Below are 18417 nucleotides of genomic sequence, written 5' to 3' on the forward strand. Positions count from 1 at the left end.
TCCCGGCCGAACCCGTGGCTGCGAGGACTGAGCCGACCATCGATCTCGCACATCTCGACGGTCTCATCCTGCGCCGCGCAGCCGACGGCTGGCACGGCATCTGGCAGGTGAATGGCGTCGAGCATCAATTCTGGCTGCCCGAACCCGTCCGGTATGCGGCGGCGTTCTATGCCGTCATGCTGCCTCTGGACGACTTCATGGAGCTTCGCGCACATGCGGCGCGGCGCTTCTGGCGGTCCCTCAAAGGTCGCACGCCCGGCCGTGAGTTCCGCGACATCCCCGACCAGCTTCGGCAGTGGCACATTCTGTCCTTGCGTGCGCTCGATGCACGCTTGCGAGGCGAGAGCTATCGCTCCATCGCCGAAGTCCTGCTCGGCTTTCGCGGCACGAAGGAGGATTTCGAGAGCGACCCGAGAAAGAACAAGGCACGTCGTCTCGTCGCGCATGGCAAAAAGATGATGTGGGGTGGCTACCGGCTGTTGCTGCACTATCCGATCAAGATAGGTTCTCAGGGCAACGACGGTTAGGATGAAAAAGGAGTGCTTCACAGACGATAACCGAAGCTGCGGACCTTCGCGCTCCGCGCAGCGGAGGTCCGTTTCGAACCCAGCGTGCCAGATGCTCCGGAGCACGCCAATGCCCTCAGCCGCATTAAGCCTGCCTTTCGTACGTCATGACCGTCGACCCGTTGCCGACGTGATCGTGCGCTCCCAAATCCGTGTCCAAGCGAACCGTTCGGCGGGCCGCACCAGCCCGTCGCGCTCCATCCGCCTCAGAAGGTGCAAGACCCCGCTACTGCTCATCCCGAGGGCATCCTGCAGCTCCGCCTGCGTCCGGGGCGTTCGAGGACCTCGGAAACTTAGCGCCGCCGCGCCTCGTCCCTGCCGGATCCGGGTATCAGGTCGCCTACTTATCAGTGCTGGCGAGATCGCGCACCTGCGCGACAGCCTCGTCGACCGTGTTGGCATAGTGGACCCACGGAGGCTTCAGGCCATGGGTAGCGAAGACACGCTGGATGTCCCGGCTTGCACCCGTAAGCCAGAGCGCGACACCTTGCTTCTGCGCCTTGTGGGCAAGTCCCTCGATCATGTTGGCACCGGTCGAATCGAGGAAGGGCACGGATGAGAAGTCGACGATCAGCGCCTTGTGGGTTTCCTGGATGCGATCGAGCACAGAGCCGATGGAGGCAGTCGCGCCGAAGAACAGCGCACCGGTGATCCGGTAGATCACCACGTCGGGGTTCTGGGCCTGCTCTTCATGGTATTCGCCGCGCGGGTGGGCGGTGTCGGCCTCGTCGCGACCGACAAAGGCGCTGTCTGTCACAACATCTGTAGTCCGACTCATGCGATGAATGAAAAGAACCGATCCGAGTGCGAAGCCGACGACGATGGCCTCAGTCAGATCGCGAAAGATGGTCAGAAAGAAGGTGGCGCCCAACACGGTCGCCTCACCCCAGCCTGAGCGGACGAGGATCGCGATGGCCGATTTCTCGATCATGTTCCAGGCAACGACGGCCAGCACGCCGGCGAGCGCGGCCAGCGGGATGTATGAGGCGAGTGGCGCGGCGACCAGCATGAACAGGAGCAGGAACGTGGCGTGCAGCATGCCGGCCACCGGGCCATGCGCCCCGGCCCTAACATTGGTCGCAGTTCGCGCGATGGTGCCCGTCACGCAGAAGCCGCCGAAGAGGGACGATCCGATATTGGCCGCGCCCTGGGCCACGAGTTCGCAGTTCGATCGGTGGCGGCGTCCGGTCATGCCATCGGCGACGACGGCCGACAGCAGCGACTCGATGGCGCCCAGCAAGGTGAAGGACATTGCGGCCGGTAGGACTGCGAGGATGGCCTCCGTCGAGAGCGAAGGCAGGCTCGGCGTCGGAAGCGACGAGGGAATGCCGCCGAACTTCGTGCCAATAGTCTGCACCGGTAACGTGAGCATTGCGGTCGCGGCCGCGGCAACGCCGACGGCGATCAACATCCCCGGCCAATGCGGGCGCCAACGTCGCAGAGCGAGGATTACGGTGACCGTTGCAACGGAAACACCAAGCGCGGCTGGCGTCACGCTGGCCCGTGCGTCCCAGAGAGCCGGGACCTTTGCCAGCAGTTCGCCCGGTTCATTCTCCAGCGTCAGGCCGAACAGCTCCCTGACTTGACTAGCGAAAATGATCACAGCGATCCCGGCGGTGAACCCGACCGTGACCGGATAGGGGATGAACTTGATGAAGGCGCCAAGCCTCAGGAAGCCGGCGGCCGCCATCATCAGCCCTGAGAGGAAGGTGGCAAGGATCAGCCCCTCCATCCCGTGTTGGGCCACAGTCGCGGCAACCAGCACGATGAAGGCTCCGGCTGGCCCGCCGATCTGGAACCGCGATCCACCCAGCAGCGAGACCAGGAAGCCACCGACGATAGCCGTGTAGAGCCCCTGTGCCGGGGTCGCGCCCGAGGCTATGGCGATGGCCATCGAGAGCGGCAGCGCAACGATGGCAACGGTCAGTCCGGCGATGGCGTCTGCCCGCAACTGCACCGGGCCATAGCCTTCGCGCAGAACGGTGAGGATTTTGGGGGCGAACAGCTCGGCAAAACTGGGAGCTCCGCTCTGCCTGGTGGTCTGGTCTTTCATCTGTAGCCGCACCTTTGGGAAGGACGCGGCGGGATCGTCGGCTTGGTGTCGGCGGTCGCCGTCGCGGGTTGAGGGATCAGTGTTTCGGTGAAGGCGCCTTCAGTCGCACGCCGCGTCCGCTTGCCGTGCTGATAGAGCCTTCGCCGATTAGTTCGATGCCGGCGAGTTCAAGTGCCGCGACTACCTTGGTCAGGCTGTCCACGACGCCGCGCACATTGCCGCTGCCGGCTTCCATGCGCTGGATCGTTGGCACGGAAAGTCCAGCCAGCTGGGCCAGCGTCTTCTGGTCTATGCCGAGAAGGGCGCGCGCTGCGCGCATCTGTGGACCTGTGATCATGGTGCCTATCCCAAATATGATAATGGCTACATAACAGATGAATCGTGATATGTGAAACATCATTTCTACGCTGTGCCCTGAGGCATTGGAGGCTCGAAGGCAGATCCAAGCGTAGTTTGTCATGGAGGACCGACGCGCGACTGAAAGCGTGCAATCGAAGTGGAGCCGGCAGCGCAACGTCTCCAACGCGTCGTGGAACGGACCTTCAGTTCACAACGCCGAGCGGCAGGAAGGTCCGCACAGCTGAACACCTAGAGGTAACCGCAACGAATGTCGGCTTACTAGCCGATCTGTCGGACATTCGGCGTTATCGCAGTCGTGTCGAATGGCTTCGGGCCAGCGAAGCGGCCATAATTTATCCTTTCACGCCTTATTCGCCGCAGCCTGTTCCAGTATCCGCTTGTATCCCTCGCGCGAAAGCCATTGCGCGCGTTCGAGATGACTTAGCCAGCATCGACGGGTTCGCAGTTCCTCAACGACAGGATCGCGGTGTAGTACGATCTCGGCCACTTCCTTCCAGTCCGCACCTTCCGCCTTCGCGTCGAGCAGGCGCATATAGGTTACGAAATGCTGCTCGTCATAGGGCGTGATGTCGTTTCCAGTCGGTGCTTCGTCCTCTACATTGGGATCGAGTTCGACGGGTGTTTGCATCGTCATTCCCCTTCTGCCGGGAGGAGCCTGGCTTGCGGTACGCCCCCGCAAATGGCCCCTCTGACCTGGTGATCGGGGAGTTAGTAACCGTCACGAAACGGCCCCGTGGCCTTTAGGCGGGCAGCCCTGGACATGCGCCACGGGCTCCCCGACCATAAGGTCAAGGAGTGTGGTGCTATCGTGGCCAGCACCAGCCATTCGTGAGGGGTTACTAAGCCCCAGAGCAGCGCGTCTGCCCCACCTTCAGTCTTAACCGACGCGCACCGAATTGTCTTCGCCGAATTGGCACGAAAGACTACGACGCGCTGAATTTCCTCATCTTTTCAATCTGATCGCCGCCGGAAGGGGTGCCGCGAGCGCACAGGCGCAAATACGGCACGCTACAGGCCGCCGATCCCTCGCCATGGTTCGCGATAGCCCGCCGCCGTCATCGGCAACGGAATCGATTTTCGAACCGGAGGTGATCCATGGCCAACCGCCATAACGCGGACCTGCCGCCGCGCCTGCTACGCACACAGGAAGCCGCACGCTTCCTCGGCATATCACTGCGTACCCTTGAGAAACACCGGACGTACGGAACCGGCCCTGTCTACCGCAAGATCGGTGGCCGTGTCCTTTACGCCCTCCGCGATCTGGAAGCCTGGACCGAGATCGGCGTCCGCAAGTCCACCAGCGACGCAAATGCCGGGACGGTCTTTCCCGCACGCCCGCTGACACCCGAAGAACGGGGCGAGCGCTGAATGCTGCGCGAGGACCGCCATAACTGCACGCAGCCCGCCGGGGACAGCGAGCGCAGCCGTCTCGATCCCTTCGTGGTCGCGACCGGCGATGCTGCGCCACGCGACCAGCGCGATTTGATGGAAAGGCCCTTCTTCTCGCTAGCCAAGCGGCCGCGCACAAAGCCGATCCGGTATCGAACCGCCGATGTCGAGGTGCAGGTTTTTGCCATGCCCGAGCATGGCATGGCGACCATATGGGATGCCGATGTGCTGATCTGGGCCGCCTCGCAGATCGTCGCGGCCGAGAACAGCGGTTTCACCACGTCGCGCTTCTTCCGTTTCATGCCTTACCAGCTCCTGCGCGCCGTCGGGCGGGCCACCGGTAACCGAGACTATCTGCTGCTCAAGGCGGCGCTCGCGCGCCTGCAGTCGACCGTCATCGCCACCACCATCCGGGGCGGCCGGCATTGGCGGCGGCGGCAGTTCTCATGGATCAACGAATGGGAAGAAATGACAACCGGCACGGGCCGCGTCGAAGGCATGGAATTCGTGCTGCCCGAATGGTTCTATAACAGCGTCGTCGACCGCTCGCTGGTGCTCACGATCGATCCGGCCTATTTCCGCCTGACCGGCGGCATCGAGCGCTGGCTCTATCGCGTCGCCCGCAAGCACGCCGGACGCCAGCCCGAAGGCTGGGCGTTCGAGTTTTCCCACCTCCATCAGAAGTCCGGCAGCCTGGCGCGACCGTCCGACTTCGCGCTCGATCTGCGCCGGCTGACAGCCCGCCAGTCATTGCCCGGCTATCGGCTCCAGATCGAATGGGAGGACGGGCGGGAACTGCTGCGTTTTCTGCCCGAAAACCTGTCCACAGTGCCTGTGGAAACGCCTGTGAATCCTATCGGGACATTAGGCGTACACAGTATCGGGACATTAGGCGCAAATCGCGCGCCGGACTCTATAGAAGAATCTAACAGAGAATCTAACTCTTCTTCTTTGACGCGCGCGCACGCGATCAGTGGTGCCGGTGCCACCCGGCGAGGTGCGCCATGATCGTCGCGTTCCTCAACCAGAAAGGCGGCGTCGGCAAGACCACGCTGGCGCTGCATCTCGCCGGTGAATGGGCCGGGAAGGGAAAGCGGGTCGCGCTGATCGATGCCGATCCGCAAGGCTCGGCTCTGGACTGGTCGGAGCGCCGCAGCCATGAGGGCTTGCCGCGCGCCTTTGGCGTCGTCGGTCTGGCCCGCGACACATTGCACCGCGAAGCGCCGGAGCTGGCCCGCGACGCCGATCATGTTGTCATCGACGGGCCGCCGCGTGTCGCCGGCCTCATGCGCTCCGCGCTGCTCGCCGCCGACCTGGTGCTGATCCCGGTGCAGCCTTCGCCGTTCGACGGTTGGGCCTCGGCCGAGATGCTGTCGCTTCTCAGCGAAGCCCGCATCTACCGGCCCGAGCTGACCGCACGGTTCATTCTCAACCGTTGCGGCGCGCGCACCGTCATCGCCCGCGAGACGGCCGAAACATTGGCCGATCACGACCCGCCGGTACTCGCGGCCACCATTGGCCAGCGCGTCGTCTTCGCCGACGCCGCGCAATCCGGCCGGCTCGCATCCGAAATCGACGCCGACTGCCCGGCCGCGCGCGAGGTCGAGGCACTGACCGACGAAATCGACCAGCTTCACATCGGGACGGCCCCATGACCGGACGCACAGGCAAACGCGGTTTCGCATCCCGGCCGGGCGATCCCGAAAACTGGATCAAGGCGGCCGAGACGCCGCCGCACGGGAAGGCTACCGGCGAAGCGTTCACCGCGCGCCTGACCATCGACATCACGCCCGAGCTGCGCGGGCGCATCAAAGTTGCTGCATTCCGGCGCGGCATCACCGTCACCGACATGCTGCGCGATCTGCTCGCCCGCGAGTTTCCGCCGACCGATGGAGATCCGACATGACCGGCAAAGCGGCCCGCCGCATGCACGGCCGTCCGCTGCCGGACGAGCCGCCACCCTTCACCACATTGGTCGAACTGACCTTCCAAAAGCAGAAGGTCGAGCACTGGATACGCTTCGGCGGGAAGAGCTACGAACGGATCATCGACCGCCGCCGCAGCGTTGTCGGCTTCGCGCCGAACAGCATTTTCGCCTTCGTCAGATGGGCGGCCGGCGAGCACGGCACGATCGTCTCGCGCATCGACATCGTGCGGGCCATCGACCGCGGCGAGCCGTTCCAGACGCTGCCCTTCGTTCGTCCCGGTGGTGAGATCCTGTTGCGCCTCCACAGCTGGGCGAAGGTCCAGCGCGCCCTTGCGGCCATCGACGCCGTTGAAGCGCTCGGCCTCGATGCCGCCGACGTTTCGCCAGAGCACTGGCGGCATGTCCACAACCGTCTGACCGCCGGTCTGGAGCCGCACGCCTATTCGCCCGAGCGGCATGCCGCTTGGCTTCACCGTCGGAGGATCGCCCCATGACGCGCCGCCGCATCCTCACGGTGGCGACGGTGGCCGTCATCGGCATCGCCGCCGCAAGCGCCGTCGATTGGCCGACGAAACTCATCTGGAATGCCACAGCGAGCGCACCCATCGGCTTCTACACCATCGCGCCAGCGGACCCGATCGAGGTAACTGAACTGGTCGTCGTGATGCTGCCCAAGCGGTTCGCCCGCTTCGTGGTGCAGCGCGGCTATATCGGGCGCGGCGTGCCGCTCCTGAAGCGCGTTCTTGGCCTGCCGGGCCAGCGTGTGTGCCGTATCGGCCTCACGATCACTGTTGACGGAATCGAGATGGGCGCGGCCTTGGACCGCGACCGCGTGGGCCGCGAACTGCCCGTCTGGCAGGGCTGCCGCGTCATCCGCGACGGCGAACTCTTTCTCATGAACTGGGAGGTCCTGGATAGCCTCGACGGCCGTTACTTCGGACCCATTCCCGCAAGTTCCGTCATCGGCCGGGCGCAGCCGCTCTGGACCGATGAGGACGGCGACGGGCGCTTCGTATGGCGCGCGCCATCGCACTGAGCCCGCACATCCACCCCCATGCCACGGGAGACTTACCATGCCCCAGATCGGTCAATTCACGCGCGAGGAAACGCACTTCGTCGGGCGTGTCCACACGCTTACCCTCTACCGCGAACTCACCATCGTTCCCGCCGAACAGTCGGACGCGGAGAACGCGCCGGACTATCGCGTTCATCACGGCGCGGACGATGGACCGGAGATCGGCGCGGCCTGGAAACGGACCGGCGAGAAGGCCGGCGAATATCTTTCGGTCCTGATCGACGACCCCGCCTTGCCGCAGGCGATCCGAGCCAATCTCTTTCAAGATGGCGACGGCAAAGCAGCGTGGTCGTTGCAGTGGAACCGTCCGCCTCGGCGTGGCGGAAAGGACTGAGCGATGCCGCCCTTGCGCATCCGGCTGCGTCACCGGCATGCGTTCGGGCGTCGTCGTGCCGCCCGGCGCATTGCGCTGCTTCTCCTTTCCGGCTTTCCGCTTTCGGCAGCGCCGGAAGCACCCACTTTCGCTCAGCCAGCACCGTCCATCGCCACACCCGCGAGCAATCCCTATGCGACGCAGATTACCGAGGCATCGCAGCGCTTCGGCATTCCCGAGCGCTGGATTCGCGCCGTGCTGCGTGCCGAAAGCGGTGGCGAGGTGCGCGCGATCTCGTCGGCCGGGGCGATGGGATTGATGCAGGTCATGCCCGATACCTGGACGGGCCTGCGCGCCCGTTACCGGCTCGGCCGCGATCCCTACGATCCGCGCGACAACATCCTCGCGGGGACGGCCTATCTGCGCGAGATGTTCGACCGCTACGGCAATGTTGCGGCGATGCTGGCGGCCTACAATGCTGGTCCCGCGCGCTACGACGACCACCTTGCGACCGGCCGCCCATTGCCCCCCGAAACGCGCGCCTATGTGTCTACCCTCGTTCCGGTTCTGGACAGTATGGCTGCCTCCGACGCACCGCCACCACCGCTCGACTGGCGTGAAGCTCCGCTCTTCGTCACGCGCCCGACCGACGCGCGATCTGCCGCCACGCCGCCGTCTGCAGCGCATTCGGCTGGCACCCGTGCATCCGTTCCTGCGCACAATCCTGACGATACGGCGCCGGAAGCCGACAGCCTTTTCGTGGCCCGCGCCAGCGAAGGAGAAGCGCCATGAAGATCGCGTTTCCGCGCTCGGTGCGCGCCGTTCCAGTGTCCAGTCAGGCAGGTTTGCACCTGGCTGAATTCTCGGCAGGAAACGCGGAAAGGGCGAAAAGGAGGGAGGGCAAGATTAAAGAAGACGGCACCATGTCGGGCCGCTTCCGAAAATTGTCGTTGTCTGCACACTGGTTAGGCGACCGATTCCGGCACCATGGTTTTGAGGGGCCGCGTGCCGCGATTTCGCGCAAAGCCTTGGCTTTGCTGGGTTTCGAGCGGCACCATAGGCCCATATCGGCCCGTTTTCGGCGGTTTTGGCTGAAGACGCGCCCATGAGCGCCGACGACGAAAACCGCTTCCGACCGAAGCCCGGCCGCATCCGATCCGACGCGCCGAAGGCGGGTAAGTCCAAGAGCTTTTTCACGCAGGTCAGGAAGATCACCCGCCAGCATCAGGCGGCAGCCTCCCGTGACCCTACCACGCTATCATCCGCCCGCCCGTCATCGCCGGGCCGTTCCCGCGCCGCAGTCTCCAGCGGCAAGGGCGTGAAGCGCGGCCGGGGCACGAGCTTCGTGCGCGCCCGGAACATATCCGGCCACTGGCATCATCGCCAGCCGGGCAGCCGCCGCGTGATCGTCAAGCAGCGCAGCGTCCGGGCCGCGTGGAAAGGCGGTCGCGCCCGCGCGCATCTGCGCTATGTCCAGCGTGACGGAACCTCGCGCGACGGCGAGCGCGGCCAGCTCTATTCGGGGACCGAGAACCGCGCCGATGGCGACGCCTTCCTTGATCGCGGCAAGGACGACCGCCACCAGTTCAGGTTCATCGTCTCGCCGGAGGACAGCGCGGAGCTATCGGACCTCACGGCCTACACCCGCGATTTCATGAAACAGGTTGAAGCCGACCTCGGCACGAAACTCGATTGGGTTGCGGTCAACCACTACAATACCGGCCATCCCCATGTGCATGTCATCATCAACGGCCGCGACGACACCGGCGGGGATCTGGTCATCAATGGCGACTACCTTTCCGCCGGCCTGCGCGAGCGCGCCAGCGAGCTTGCCAGTCTTGAACTCGGCCCCGTCACCGAGATCGAGCAGACCCGCAAGCTGTCGGCCGAGATCGACCAAGACCGTTCTACCCGCATCGACCGCACCATGGCCGAGGAAGCCGATGCCCGTTTCCTCGACCTGCGCCATGAACCGGCAGCGCCGAGGCGGCAGTTCGAGCGGACGCTGCGCCTGCGCCGTCTCGGCAAGCTGGAGAAGATGGGGCTGGCGACCGAGCACGCGCCCGGTGTTTGGGAGTTGAGCAAGGACATGGAACCGGCCCTGCGCGAGCTGGGCGAGCGTGGCGACATTATCCGCACCATGCAGAAGGCGCTTGGGCCGCAGGCTGGCGAGCGCGATCCCATGAGCTTCCAAATCCATGACGGTGCGCCCGAGACGCCGATCATCGGCCGCGTCGTGCACAAGCACCTGTCCGACGAGTTGGGCGAGAACCTGACCATTGTGGTGGACGGTATCGACGGCCGCACGCACCACATCGCCGGCATCGCGCCCCAGCGACTGGAGGACGCCCGCATCGGCAGCGTCGTCCAGATCGGCCCTGCCGAGGCGACGGCCCGGCCGTCCGACCGCACCATCACCGACATTGCCGAGGACGGCATCTATCGGCCGAGCCGTCATCTGGAGCAGGCGAAGTTCGAGGGTCGCGTTCCCGGTGGTGACTATGAGGGCTATGTTGATGCTCATGTCCGCCGGCTGGAGGCATTGCGCCGCGCCGGGATCGTCGAGCGGATCGACGCCGACCAATGGCGTATCCCCGATGATCTGGTCAGCCGCGCCTCCGACTACGATGCCGGCCGCGACAGGCCGGCCAGCGTTCGCGTGCTTTCCCCCGTCGATCTGGACAGGCAGGTCGGATCGAACGGTGCGACTTGGCTGGACCGGCGGCTGATCCATGGCGAAACTGCCGACCTTACGCCAACCGGCTTCGGCCAGCAGGTGCGCGAGTCGATGGAGCAGCGGCGCGAGCATCATATCGAACAGGGCGACGCCACCCGCAGCCGGGACGGCCGCGTTTTCTACCGGCGCAACCTTCTCGCCACGCTGCGCGAGCGCGAGGTTGCCCGCGTCGGGGCGGAGATGGCGGAGAGCAAGGGCCTGCCGTTCCGCGCTGCCACGGACAGCGAGAGCGTCAGCGGCAAGTTCACCGGCACCGTGCAGCTATCGAGCGGCAAGTTCGCCGTGGTCGAAAAGAGCCACGAGTTCACCCTTGTTCCCTGGCGGCCGGTCATCGACCGTCAGCTCGGCCGAGACGTCACGGGCGTCGTGCAGGGCGGATCGGTATCATGGCAATTGGGACGAGCACGAAGTATGGGAATCTAGCTATATGCCGTCCGACGCAAGGCGCTTTCATATCAACTACCGGCCGCGAGGAAACTTACTTGAGCCTCTCCCAGTCTCTGTTCGAATCGCTAATTCTCGGAATTATTGAGGGCTTGACGGAATTTATTCCGGTTAGTTCGACCGCCCATCTGCTGCTGGCCAAGCACTTTTTCGGTCTCGACAAGCCAGCGACCTACTTTGTGCTCATCCAGCTAGGCGCAATCCTAGCAATCGTCGCCGTCTATTTCGCGCGCTTGGGAACCCTCATTCGCGATGCCATTGCCGGTAAAGGCTACGCATGGCGCTTCGCCTGCGCCGTCGCGCTCGCATGTTTGCCGGCTGTCTTAGCAGGAATCCTTGCGAGGGATTTCATTCAACAGGTCATCTACGAAACCCCAGTCGTTATCTGCGTCACATTGTTGATTGGCGGAATCGTCCTTCTCATCGTTGATCGTCTGCCATTGAGGCAGGTCTACACCGACATCTACGACTATCCTCTGCGGCTGGCGTTCATTATCGGGCTTTTCCAGATGCTTGCTCTTATTCCTGGCGTGTCGCGGTCGGGAGCGACCGTGGTAGGCGCCATGTTGTTCGGAGCCGACAAGCGCTCGGCAGCAGAGTTCACCTTTATGGTGGCATTGCCGATAATGGCAGGCGCCTTTGGCTACGACCTCTATAAAAGCCGTGATCTGATTGATTTGAATCTTGGTGTGGACATTGCCATTGGCTTCGTTGCTTCTTTCATCGTCGGCCTGCTCGTGGTGCGGCATCTCCTAGCCTTCGTGTCAAAGCATGGATTCGCACCATTTGCTTGGTGGCGGATTATCGTCGGAGGTGGAGGGCTAGTCGCGTTGATCGCACTTGGCTAGGTGACCGCAGCTATTAGCCAAATTGGCTTGTCGTTCACCTGATCGTTCGCGCACGGTGGCTTCGATTGGGCGCGGCGCCAGCAGTCCAGGCTGCATGTGGCAGAATGTGACGTCCGTCATAGTCGAGATGGATTTCGTTTGGCTCGGATCGCTTCGTGCAATATTGCGGCTCGTCATGTGCCGCCATCCTGACGGTCGCTGGAGACGTTTAGACGCGAAATACCGATCCGTTTAGCCCTTCGCCAGATGACACGATACTCGGCTCTGATACCCGCGCCTTCGACGAGCAGCTCGAATTGGTCAGGAATCCCCAATTGCGAGTCGACTTCAAGACATGCGCCGGATTTAGAAAGGTTGCGAACAACGCAGCTAAGAACTGAGGAGTGCTGGTTGAAAATGATCTTGCCGGAAAACAGCGTTCGTCGGCGGGGCGTAGCTCGGCGCTCCGGGACGGAGGGGACGGTCAAATGTGATTTGTTGCTCGCCTGAGTCATCGCCAGTCTCACGAAATGCTGGCGGAAATCCTATCCGTTGGGCACCTATCGACCGTTACGAAATCGGCTCATGCGTACTGTGCATTGGCATCGCAGCAATATACCAAAGTATATCCTAGAGCTTAAGGTCCAGCACCTCGCCGTAGGTTCCGTGGATGCGTTCGGCGAAACGCACAAGATCGGCCAGCGAATCCGCTCCCATCTTCCGCATCACCTGACCTCGCCGAACTTTCACGGTCACCTCACTGACGTTAAGCCTCGCAGCAACCTGCTTGTTCAACAGGCCACTGACGACAAGGCCCATGACCTCTCGCTCGCCGTCCGAGAGGCTGCCATAGCGTCTATCCAGTTCCGCCTTGACACTGCTTTCCTGCCGACGCGCCTGATCGCGAGTTAAGCTCTGCTGGATTGCGTCGAGAAGATCTTGCTCCCTGAATGGTTTTGTAAGGAATTCCACCGCGCCCGCTTTCATGGCCCTGACGGACATCGGTATGTCGCCGTGCGCGGTGATGAAGACGACGGGTATGTGAATGTCGAGCTTCGCCATCTCCTCCTGGAAATCCAGCCCGCTCAATCCGGGCATTCGGACATCGAGCACGAGGCAAGCCGGGGCATCCGGCCGCTCACTGCGCACGAACTCCTGTGTCGATGCAAAAAGCATCGATCGGAGACCTACCGAGGCAAGCAGGTCTTCGAGAGATTCGCGGACGGATATATCATCATCGACCACATAAACGATGGAATATTCTTTCTCGCTGGTTGTCTTCATCACGCTCACCACGCACCTAATTTTGACCCCGAAGCGTAAAGTGAAACTCTGCTCCAGCGCCCTCCCTTGTATTGGCCCAAATACGCCCGCCGTGCGCTTCCACTATGGAGCGGCTTACGGCCAGCCCGATGCCCATTCCCTCCGGCTTTGTGGTCTGGAACGCTTCGAACACTCCTTCCACCTTGTCCGGCGATATGCCGCACCCATTATCCGCGATTGAAAATTGCACAAACCCACCGTCTTGGCGTGACACTTCAATGACTATTTCTCGCTGGTTCTCTGGAACATCCGCCATCGCCTCCACGGCGTTCAAGATAACGTTGAGCAGAACCTGTTGGATTTGGACGCCATCTGCAAAAACGAGGACCAGATCGTCCTCAGCGTGCGTTCGGACAACGATGTGGTTCTGGTCAAGCTCGCCACGGCTCAACGCAACGATCTCGTTGACGATCAAGGTTGCATTGAGCCACCCGGCCTTTGGCTCAGCGCGTTTCGAGAGGCTGCGGACACGCCCGACCACGCTGCTGGCTCGATTCGCGTCGCTTATGATACGTTTAAGCGCCTCCCGCGCTTTCGGCAGATTGGGTGGGTCGGCTGCCAGCCAACGCAAGCCAGCGTTTCCGCTCGTTATCACGCCGGTCAGTGGCTGATTGACCTCATGCGCGATGGATGCCGTCATCTCCCCCAAGGAGTTGACGCGAGCAATCCGGGCGAGTTGGTTCCGGGCTTCGTGCTCGGCAAGGATCGCTGACGATTTCGTCAGGGCGAGGTATGTGGTGATGACAATCGCGCACAGGCTTATGGCGCAATTGATGATGCCCGCTTCATAGGCGCCGGCTCGCGTGAAAAAGAAGCTGGCAACGGTGAGGAAAACGCAAATCACCGCGACCGCAAGGACGCCGCGCGTCCGCAGAAACCCGGCCGCAAACAAAACGACAGCGACGTAGAATACCGCAACAGCGATTTCGAGATCGGCGATCGTGTCGACGACAAAGATGACAACTAGCAGAAAAAGCATCAACGCCCATCGGACGGTGGTGCCGCGTGCCGTCAATCGCTGATGACTTCTAATCAATTGAAAGCTCCTTTGGAGCGAACTGCGACCTGCGAGGCCACTAGTCTCCATACCACCTCTCAGCCCTCGATTTTCACATACCTTCTTGCCAATTATTCGGTAGCTTCAGGTCGGCACAAGCTAGCAGCCGTATCAATCCGCCGAAGCAGACAGGACATGCGCGCGATCACCAAGCCGATTTGCCTGCTCACCGCCGTATCGTCACGCCGAGCGTGACAGTCCACGGAGTAGCTCCGTCTGTTCGCCAACCCGACAGTATGTCCAGGTCCACGCTGCCCTGGCCGGGGGACCAACGCAGGCCGAATTGGGCGCCTGGCTGGCCAATATCGTGCGTGAAAACCTCTCCCATCAGCATCCAACCGTTGGCGATGTCGGTTTCGATCTGGGCGCCAATAAAAGCTTGGTTCTGCCGAGCATCGCTGCGAGCATAGAGCCAGCCGGCATTGAAGTTGGCGCGAACCCGTTCATGGAGTTGAAGCGAGACAGGCACGATGACGCTTGCCGCATCAATCTGGCCCGACCCAGCGCTCCAAGCGGCTGAGCTGATGACGCCGAGCCCAAGACCTGTTTCAAGAGGGATGAGATTGAGCTTGAGTGCCGGGCCGAAGCTGGTATCCGCGCCTTCGCCCCATGCGCGCCCGATCGAGCCGCCGAACTCCATTCGAGGCCAAGCCTCGAATGTGCAGGCCAACGCCAAAGCCGCCAAGCCGCTTTGTGCGTTGTGGCGCGATACCCATGTCTCAAGATGACAGACGCCCGGTGTCTCGACACCTGCATCGTCTATGACATGCGCGCCGCCAGCAGCCTGCGCCGACGAGATAGTCATCAATCCTACGAGGCCGACAACGGTGTATTGCAGCAGTAAGTGTTCGAGTTGCCGAACGGAACGCACTTCGCTCGGGCAGAGTGAATAGTTGAACATGTCTCACCCCCTGGCGGACGCTCAGGTCGCCGTGGGCGAGCCAACTGCCTAGACTCGTCCTGGCGCCCTGATCGGCGATTTCTGTCGACTACTGTCGCTAGGCATTGAGTCGTTCCTGATTTTGTCCATGCGCGTGATTACGTGCTGAACGTGGCCCCCGCTGTTTATGCGATCAAAGGCGGGTGTGCCAGCGCGCTTGATGCAAGCCGTGAGAGACAAAAGTATAGAATGGATATACCTTCGTATATCCCAGTATTCATCCGCCTCGGATGTCTCTATAGTTCCACGCGGTTCATCTTGTTGGCTGATCTGGCCTTCGATCCCTGTGAGGTTCGATGGTTCAGGCGGCCGCTAGCGTGATGGCGTGGCAACCGTGTCGGAGGTCTGGACTGAAGTGGTCCGGCTAATGCAGGGACTGGATAGTGCCCTGATCCGCTAAGAAACTGCCATACTTTCTCGCGAGATTGAGCTACATCGTAGCGAGCGACTCGGTGCGTCTGCGGCACCGATTCGAACCGCTGAACAGACATAGGCTCAAACAATGGAAGACCCTTCCAGTCGTTTGCATAAGAAATTCAGTGTTGCTCCTCACGCACCACGACTGAGCTTGCCGGTCTAAATCCTGCTCGCCTCGGCCGCTGTCTGTGTAGGGCAGCGTGAAAGAACCGAGGTGCATCATGACCTTCGAAACCCTTGCTCGCGCGCTTCAGACCGACTCGAAGGCCGACATAGAGACCAATCGTGAGTTCCTTGCCACCCAGCACGCCGCCGACATCGCGCAGTTCGTCAAGGAACAGGACGCTGATGTCGACTGGAATGTTCTCGACCTCCTCGACATAGAACGTCAAGCTGAAGTGCTCGGCTATCTTGATCGGGCGCAGCAAGTGGCCCTGGCCCGTTCCGCGCCCCGCAGCCGGCTTGCGGCGGTCGTCACCGAAATGGATGCGGACGATCGCGCCGACCTTTTCAATGCGCTGACCGAAGACGAGCAGGAAGCGCTTCTGCCTGCTCTGGCCCAAGCAGAACGCGAGGACATCCGGCGACTGGCAGCGTATGAGGACGGCACGGCCGGCGCCATCATGACGTCCGACTACGCGGTGTTGAGCCCGAACCTGTCGGCACGCGAGGCGCTCGACACTCTGCGTCGGGAGGCCCCGGACAAGGAGACGATCAACCGCGCCTATGTAGTCGATGCCGACCGCAAGCTGCTTGGCTCGGTCCGGTTGCAGGAACTGATCCTCGCCGCCCCGACTACACCCATCGAAAAGATCATGGAGCGCGATACGCGCGCCGTGCGGGTCGATGAGGACCAGGAAAGCGTAGCTCGCAAGATCGCCCGATATGACGTCCTCGCCCTGCCGGTGGTCGACGCGGATGGGCGGATCGTGGGCATCGTCACCCATGACGATGCGCTCGACGTCATCACTGAGGAAGCGACCGAGGACTTTCACAAAGCCGGCAGCGTCGGGGAACTCGCTGTTAGCGTCGGGCGCGCTTCGATCCTAATGCTCTATCGCGCGCGCGTGGTCTGGCTGGTCTTGTTGGTCTTCGGCAACATCTTCTCCGGCGCCGGGATCGCACATTTCGAAGACGTCATCGCTGCTCATATGGCGCTGCTCTTTTTCCTCCCGTTGCTCATCGCCTCCGGCGGCAACGCCGGATCGCAGGCATCGACGCTTACGGTCAGGGCCATGGCCACGGGAGAGGTGCAACTGAGCCACTGGGGTCACATGCTGGGCCGGGAGGTTCTGGTCGCGGGACTCCTGGGCCTGACCATGGCGATGGCCATATACGGGATCGGTGTATGGCGCGGCGGTTTGGACATCGCCCTGGTCGTCTCGCTGGCGATGGTCGTCATCGTGCTTGCCGGCTCTCTGATTGGCCTCACTCTGCCATTCGTCCTGACCCGTATCGGACTCGACCCGGCAACGGCGAGCGGGCCGCTGGTTACCTCGATCGCCGATGTCGCAGGGGTTCTGATCTATTTTGGGATCGCGCAAGCATTTCTCTTTTGAGGACAGGCAGCATCTCAAGACGGAAACCAACAGGAGGGACAATCCATGCAGACAATCCTCGTTGCGGTAGATCCTCAACACGATGCGGGACAGGTGCTCGCTCGCGCCGCCCAATTGTCGGCGCAGCATGGTGCTGCGGTCACCGTTCAGCATGTTGTCGAAGACATCGACGTAGGGCAGCAGGACGTGCAACGCGCGATAGATCAGCACGCACGCGCGACGCTAGAGGGTCTGGTTGGAGCAGCAGGATTTGCCACCACGCCTTCGCTCAAGGTCCAGTTCGGGGTGCCTCATCGCTGTGTCAATACCATCGCCCGAGAGTTGTCGGCCGACATCATTCTGATCGGGCCGGGACAGCCGACTACAGTGATGCAGCGTGTATTCGGCTCGACGGCCGATCGCATCGTTCGCACCGCCTCGGTCCCGGTGCTTATCGTGCGGAACAATAGCGCGCAGGCATATCGTAGCGTTGCCGTGGCCATGGATTTTTCACCACTGTCCGAAGCAGCTCTCGAAGCTGCCCGGATGCTGGCGCCGGATGCACGGATAGACCTTGTTCACGCCTACGAAGTTCCGCTTCCTTTCGAGCAGGCGATGCTACGGGCTGGGACACGGCCAGAAGATGCGGAACGCTTTCGGCAGACCAAGATAAACGATTGCCGCCATCAGCTTGCAGACTTCGCGCGAAAACACTCAACTGAAGCGGATGCCGTGGTGCTGCGTGGCGCTCCCGGCACAGCGTTGGTGGAGTTATCGCGCAGTGGCCGCGTCGACGTTATCGCCTTGGGAACACAAGGCAGGAACGAGGTCGCGCAAGCCCTGCTGGGCAGCGTCGCCCGGCGGCTTCTCTCGGAGGCTGGATGCGATCTATTGGTTGCGGGACACGCGCGCCACTAGGGGATCGGGCGCGCGAGCGCACGAGTTGCGCCGCGCTTGGCCAGAGGTAACACGGAGTTCAGCCGGGCGTGGCGCAGACACGTTACCGGCTAAGTCGTAGCTGCTGGATAGAGCCGCCGATATTCTGGAACGCGGCAGCCAGACCGGAGTGCCAGCCCCGCAACACGCCAGCTTTGATGTCATTGCAAGTGCTTGGTCATACTTATGTATATTGCACATATACCATCGCGCGAGTCGTCGAGCGCAGGTAATCGCTATTCTTCTCGATCGCAATCGACGGTTGATCGGGGCGAATCTGCTGGGCCAACAGGCGACGAAGTGACTGCTGAGTTGAAGCGGTCAATCGCCAACGAGCTAGGCTATCCGTCAGCCGATGAGTTCATCTGTTCAACGTCCTAAGGGAGACGTTCGAAGCATACGCAGCCGAGGAAGAAAAATGACAGCGCAACGGCTGAGCCGGAGCCCCGCAGAAAAGATGCCACAACGGCAACCGCCTGATTGCGCATGAGAGCGCCACGGTAATGCGGCGCCGA

Annotated in this window: 22 protein-coding genes and 1 pseudogene; 15 read left to right on the top strand and 8 right to left on the bottom strand. The window is 62.2% G+C overall.

Annotation, left to right across the window (positions count from 1 at the left end; translation table 11 throughout):
• The first annotated feature begins 14 nt into the window (after positions 1–14).
• On the top strand, positions 15–527 hold the full coding sequence (locus E4P09_RS02085) for a DUF2285 domain-containing protein (RefSeq protein WP_239024995.1): 513 nt from the start codon (positions 15–17) through the stop codon (positions 525–527).
• Positions 528–671: 144 nt separating this feature from the next.
• On the opposite strand, the gene E4P09_RS26835 is transcribed toward E4P09_RS02085, so the two are convergent.
• The 4 genes from E4P09_RS26835 to E4P09_RS02105 all read right to left on the bottom strand — a co-directional run bounded on the left by E4P09_RS26835 (position 672) and on the right by E4P09_RS02105 (position 3607).
• Positions 672–968 (bottom strand): winged helix-turn-helix transcriptional regulator, encoded by a 297-nt coding sequence (locus tag E4P09_RS26835; protein ID WP_137387917.1) that lies wholly within the window; start codon positions 966–968, stop codon positions 672–674.
• The gene (locus tag E4P09_RS02095) at positions 907–2619 is read right to left on the bottom strand and encodes a SulP family inorganic anion transporter (RefSeq protein ID WP_137387918.1); all 1713 of its coding nucleotides are present in this window, start codon (positions 2617–2619) and stop codon (positions 907–909) included. The genes E4P09_RS26835 and E4P09_RS02095 overlap by 62 nt, the downstream gene beginning before the upstream one ends.
• A 76-nt stretch (positions 2620–2695) precedes the next feature.
• A complete protein-coding gene (locus E4P09_RS02100; RefSeq protein WP_137387919.1) occupies positions 2696–2956 on the bottom strand; it encodes a helix-turn-helix domain-containing protein in 261 nt (86 codons plus the stop codon).
• A 363-nt stretch (positions 2957–3319) separates the two neighbouring features.
• Positions 3320–3607 carry a DNA -binding domain-containing protein gene (locus E4P09_RS02105; RefSeq protein WP_137389200.1) on the bottom strand — a complete coding sequence of 96 codons (288 nt, stop codon included), beginning with the start codon at positions 3605–3607 and terminating at the stop codon, positions 3320–3322.
• A gap of 467 nt (positions 3608–4074) precedes the next feature.
• Between E4P09_RS02105 and E4P09_RS02110 the strand changes: the two genes are divergently transcribed.
• From E4P09_RS02110 to E4P09_RS02160, 12 genes and pseudogenes are all read left to right on the top strand, one after another.
• Complete coding sequence (locus E4P09_RS02110; protein ID WP_137387920.1) at positions 4075–4347, top strand: helix-turn-helix transcriptional regulator; 273 nt, start codon at positions 4075–4077, stop codon at positions 4345–4347.
• Positions 4348–5376, top strand: coding sequence for a replication initiator protein A (locus tag E4P09_RS02115; RefSeq protein WP_137387921.1), 1029 nt, complete (start codon positions 4348–4350; stop codon positions 5374–5376).
• The gene (gene parA, locus E4P09_RS02120) at positions 5373–6023 is read left to right on the top strand and encodes a ParA family partition ATPase (protein ID WP_137387922.1); all 651 of its coding nucleotides are present in this window, start codon (positions 5373–5375) and stop codon (positions 6021–6023) included. Before E4P09_RS02115 ends, parA begins: the two co-directional genes overlap by 4 nt.
• On the top strand, positions 6020–6274 hold the full coding sequence (locus E4P09_RS02125; RefSeq protein WP_137387923.1) for a hypothetical protein: 255 nt from the start codon (positions 6020–6022) through the stop codon (positions 6272–6274). The genes parA and E4P09_RS02125 overlap by 4 nt, the downstream gene beginning before the upstream one ends.
• Complete coding sequence (locus E4P09_RS02130; RefSeq protein WP_137387924.1) at positions 6271–6789, top strand: DUF2840 domain-containing protein; 519 nt, start codon at positions 6271–6273, stop codon at positions 6787–6789. The genes E4P09_RS02125 and E4P09_RS02130 overlap by 4 nt, the downstream gene beginning before the upstream one ends.
• The gene (locus E4P09_RS02135; protein WP_137387925.1) at positions 6786–7331 is read left to right on the top strand and encodes a S26 family signal peptidase; all 546 of its coding nucleotides are present in this window, start codon (positions 6786–6788) and stop codon (positions 7329–7331) included. Before E4P09_RS02130 ends, E4P09_RS02135 begins: the two co-directional genes overlap by 4 nt.
• Before the next feature lie 37 nt (positions 7332–7368).
• Positions 7369–7704: a DUF736 domain-containing protein gene (locus tag E4P09_RS02140; RefSeq protein ID WP_137387926.1), complete on the top strand. Its 336-nt coding sequence runs from the start codon at positions 7369–7371 to the stop codon at positions 7702–7704.
• 3 nt (positions 7705–7707) lie between these two features.
• Entirely contained in the window at positions 7708–8475 is a 768-nt protein-coding gene (locus E4P09_RS02145; protein WP_137387927.1) for a lytic transglycosylase domain-containing protein, read from the top strand.
• Positions 8472–8792, top strand: a complete 321-nt coding sequence (locus E4P09_RS02150) for a hypothetical protein (protein ID WP_137387928.1) — start codon at positions 8472–8474, stop codon at positions 8790–8792. The genes E4P09_RS02145 and E4P09_RS02150 overlap by 4 nt, the downstream gene beginning before the upstream one ends.
• Positions 8789–9442: pseudogene (locus E4P09_RS26840) on the top strand (relaxase/mobilization nuclease domain-containing protein); the annotation flags it as partial. The gene E4P09_RS02150 and the pseudogene E4P09_RS26840, both read left to right, overlap by 4 nt.
• Positions 9443–9610: 168 nt before the next feature.
• Positions 9611–10843 carry a DUF3363 domain-containing protein gene (locus E4P09_RS26410; protein WP_428977695.1) on the top strand — a complete coding sequence of 411 codons (1233 nt, stop codon included), beginning with the start codon at positions 9611–9613 and terminating at the stop codon, positions 10841–10843.
• A 59-nt stretch (positions 10844–10902) separates the two neighbouring features.
• Positions 10903–11712, top strand: coding sequence for an undecaprenyl-diphosphate phosphatase (locus E4P09_RS02160; protein WP_239024996.1), 810 nt, complete (start codon positions 10903–10905; stop codon positions 11710–11712).
• Between the two features lie 173 nt (positions 11713–11885).
• On the opposite strand, the gene E4P09_RS02165 is transcribed toward E4P09_RS02160, so the two are convergent.
• The 4 genes from E4P09_RS02165 to E4P09_RS02180 all read right to left on the bottom strand — a co-directional run bounded on the left by E4P09_RS02165 (position 11886) and on the right by E4P09_RS02180 (position 14972).
• Positions 11886–12206, bottom strand: a complete 321-nt coding sequence (locus tag E4P09_RS02165) for a PilZ domain-containing protein (protein ID WP_137387931.1) — start codon at positions 12204–12206, stop codon at positions 11886–11888.
• 115 nt (positions 12207–12321) lie between these two features.
• On the bottom strand, positions 12322–12975 hold the full coding sequence (locus E4P09_RS02170; RefSeq protein WP_137387932.1) for a response regulator transcription factor: 654 nt from the start codon (positions 12973–12975) through the stop codon (positions 12322–12324).
• A 16-nt stretch (positions 12976–12991) separates the two neighbouring features.
• Positions 12992–13993: a sensor histidine kinase gene (locus E4P09_RS02175; RefSeq protein ID WP_205041992.1), complete on the bottom strand. Its 1002-nt coding sequence runs from the start codon at positions 13991–13993 to the stop codon at positions 12992–12994.
• Positions 13994–14237: 244 nt separating this feature from the next.
• Positions 14238–14972 (bottom strand): hypothetical protein, encoded by a 735-nt coding sequence (locus E4P09_RS02180; protein WP_205041993.1) that lies wholly within the window; start codon positions 14970–14972, stop codon positions 14238–14240.
• A gap of 677 nt (positions 14973–15649) precedes the next feature.
• On the opposite strand from E4P09_RS02180, the gene mgtE reads away from it, so the two are divergent.
• Together mgtE and E4P09_RS02190 are read left to right on the top strand one after the other, a co-directional pair.
• On the top strand, positions 15650–16987 hold the full coding sequence (mgtE, locus tag E4P09_RS02185) for a magnesium transporter (protein WP_137387934.1): 1338 nt from the start codon (positions 15650–15652) through the stop codon (positions 16985–16987).
• A gap of 45 nt (positions 16988–17032) precedes the next feature.
• Complete coding sequence (locus E4P09_RS02190) at positions 17033–17884, top strand: universal stress protein (protein WP_137387935.1); 852 nt, start codon at positions 17033–17035, stop codon at positions 17882–17884.
• The last annotated feature ends 533 nt before the right edge of the window (positions 17885–18417 follow it).

Origin of the sequence: Rhodoligotrophos defluvii (assembly GCF_005281615.1) — a bacterium.
Taxonomy (GTDB): domain Bacteria; phylum Pseudomonadota; class Alphaproteobacteria; order Rhizobiales; family Im1; genus Rhodoligotrophos; species Rhodoligotrophos defluvii.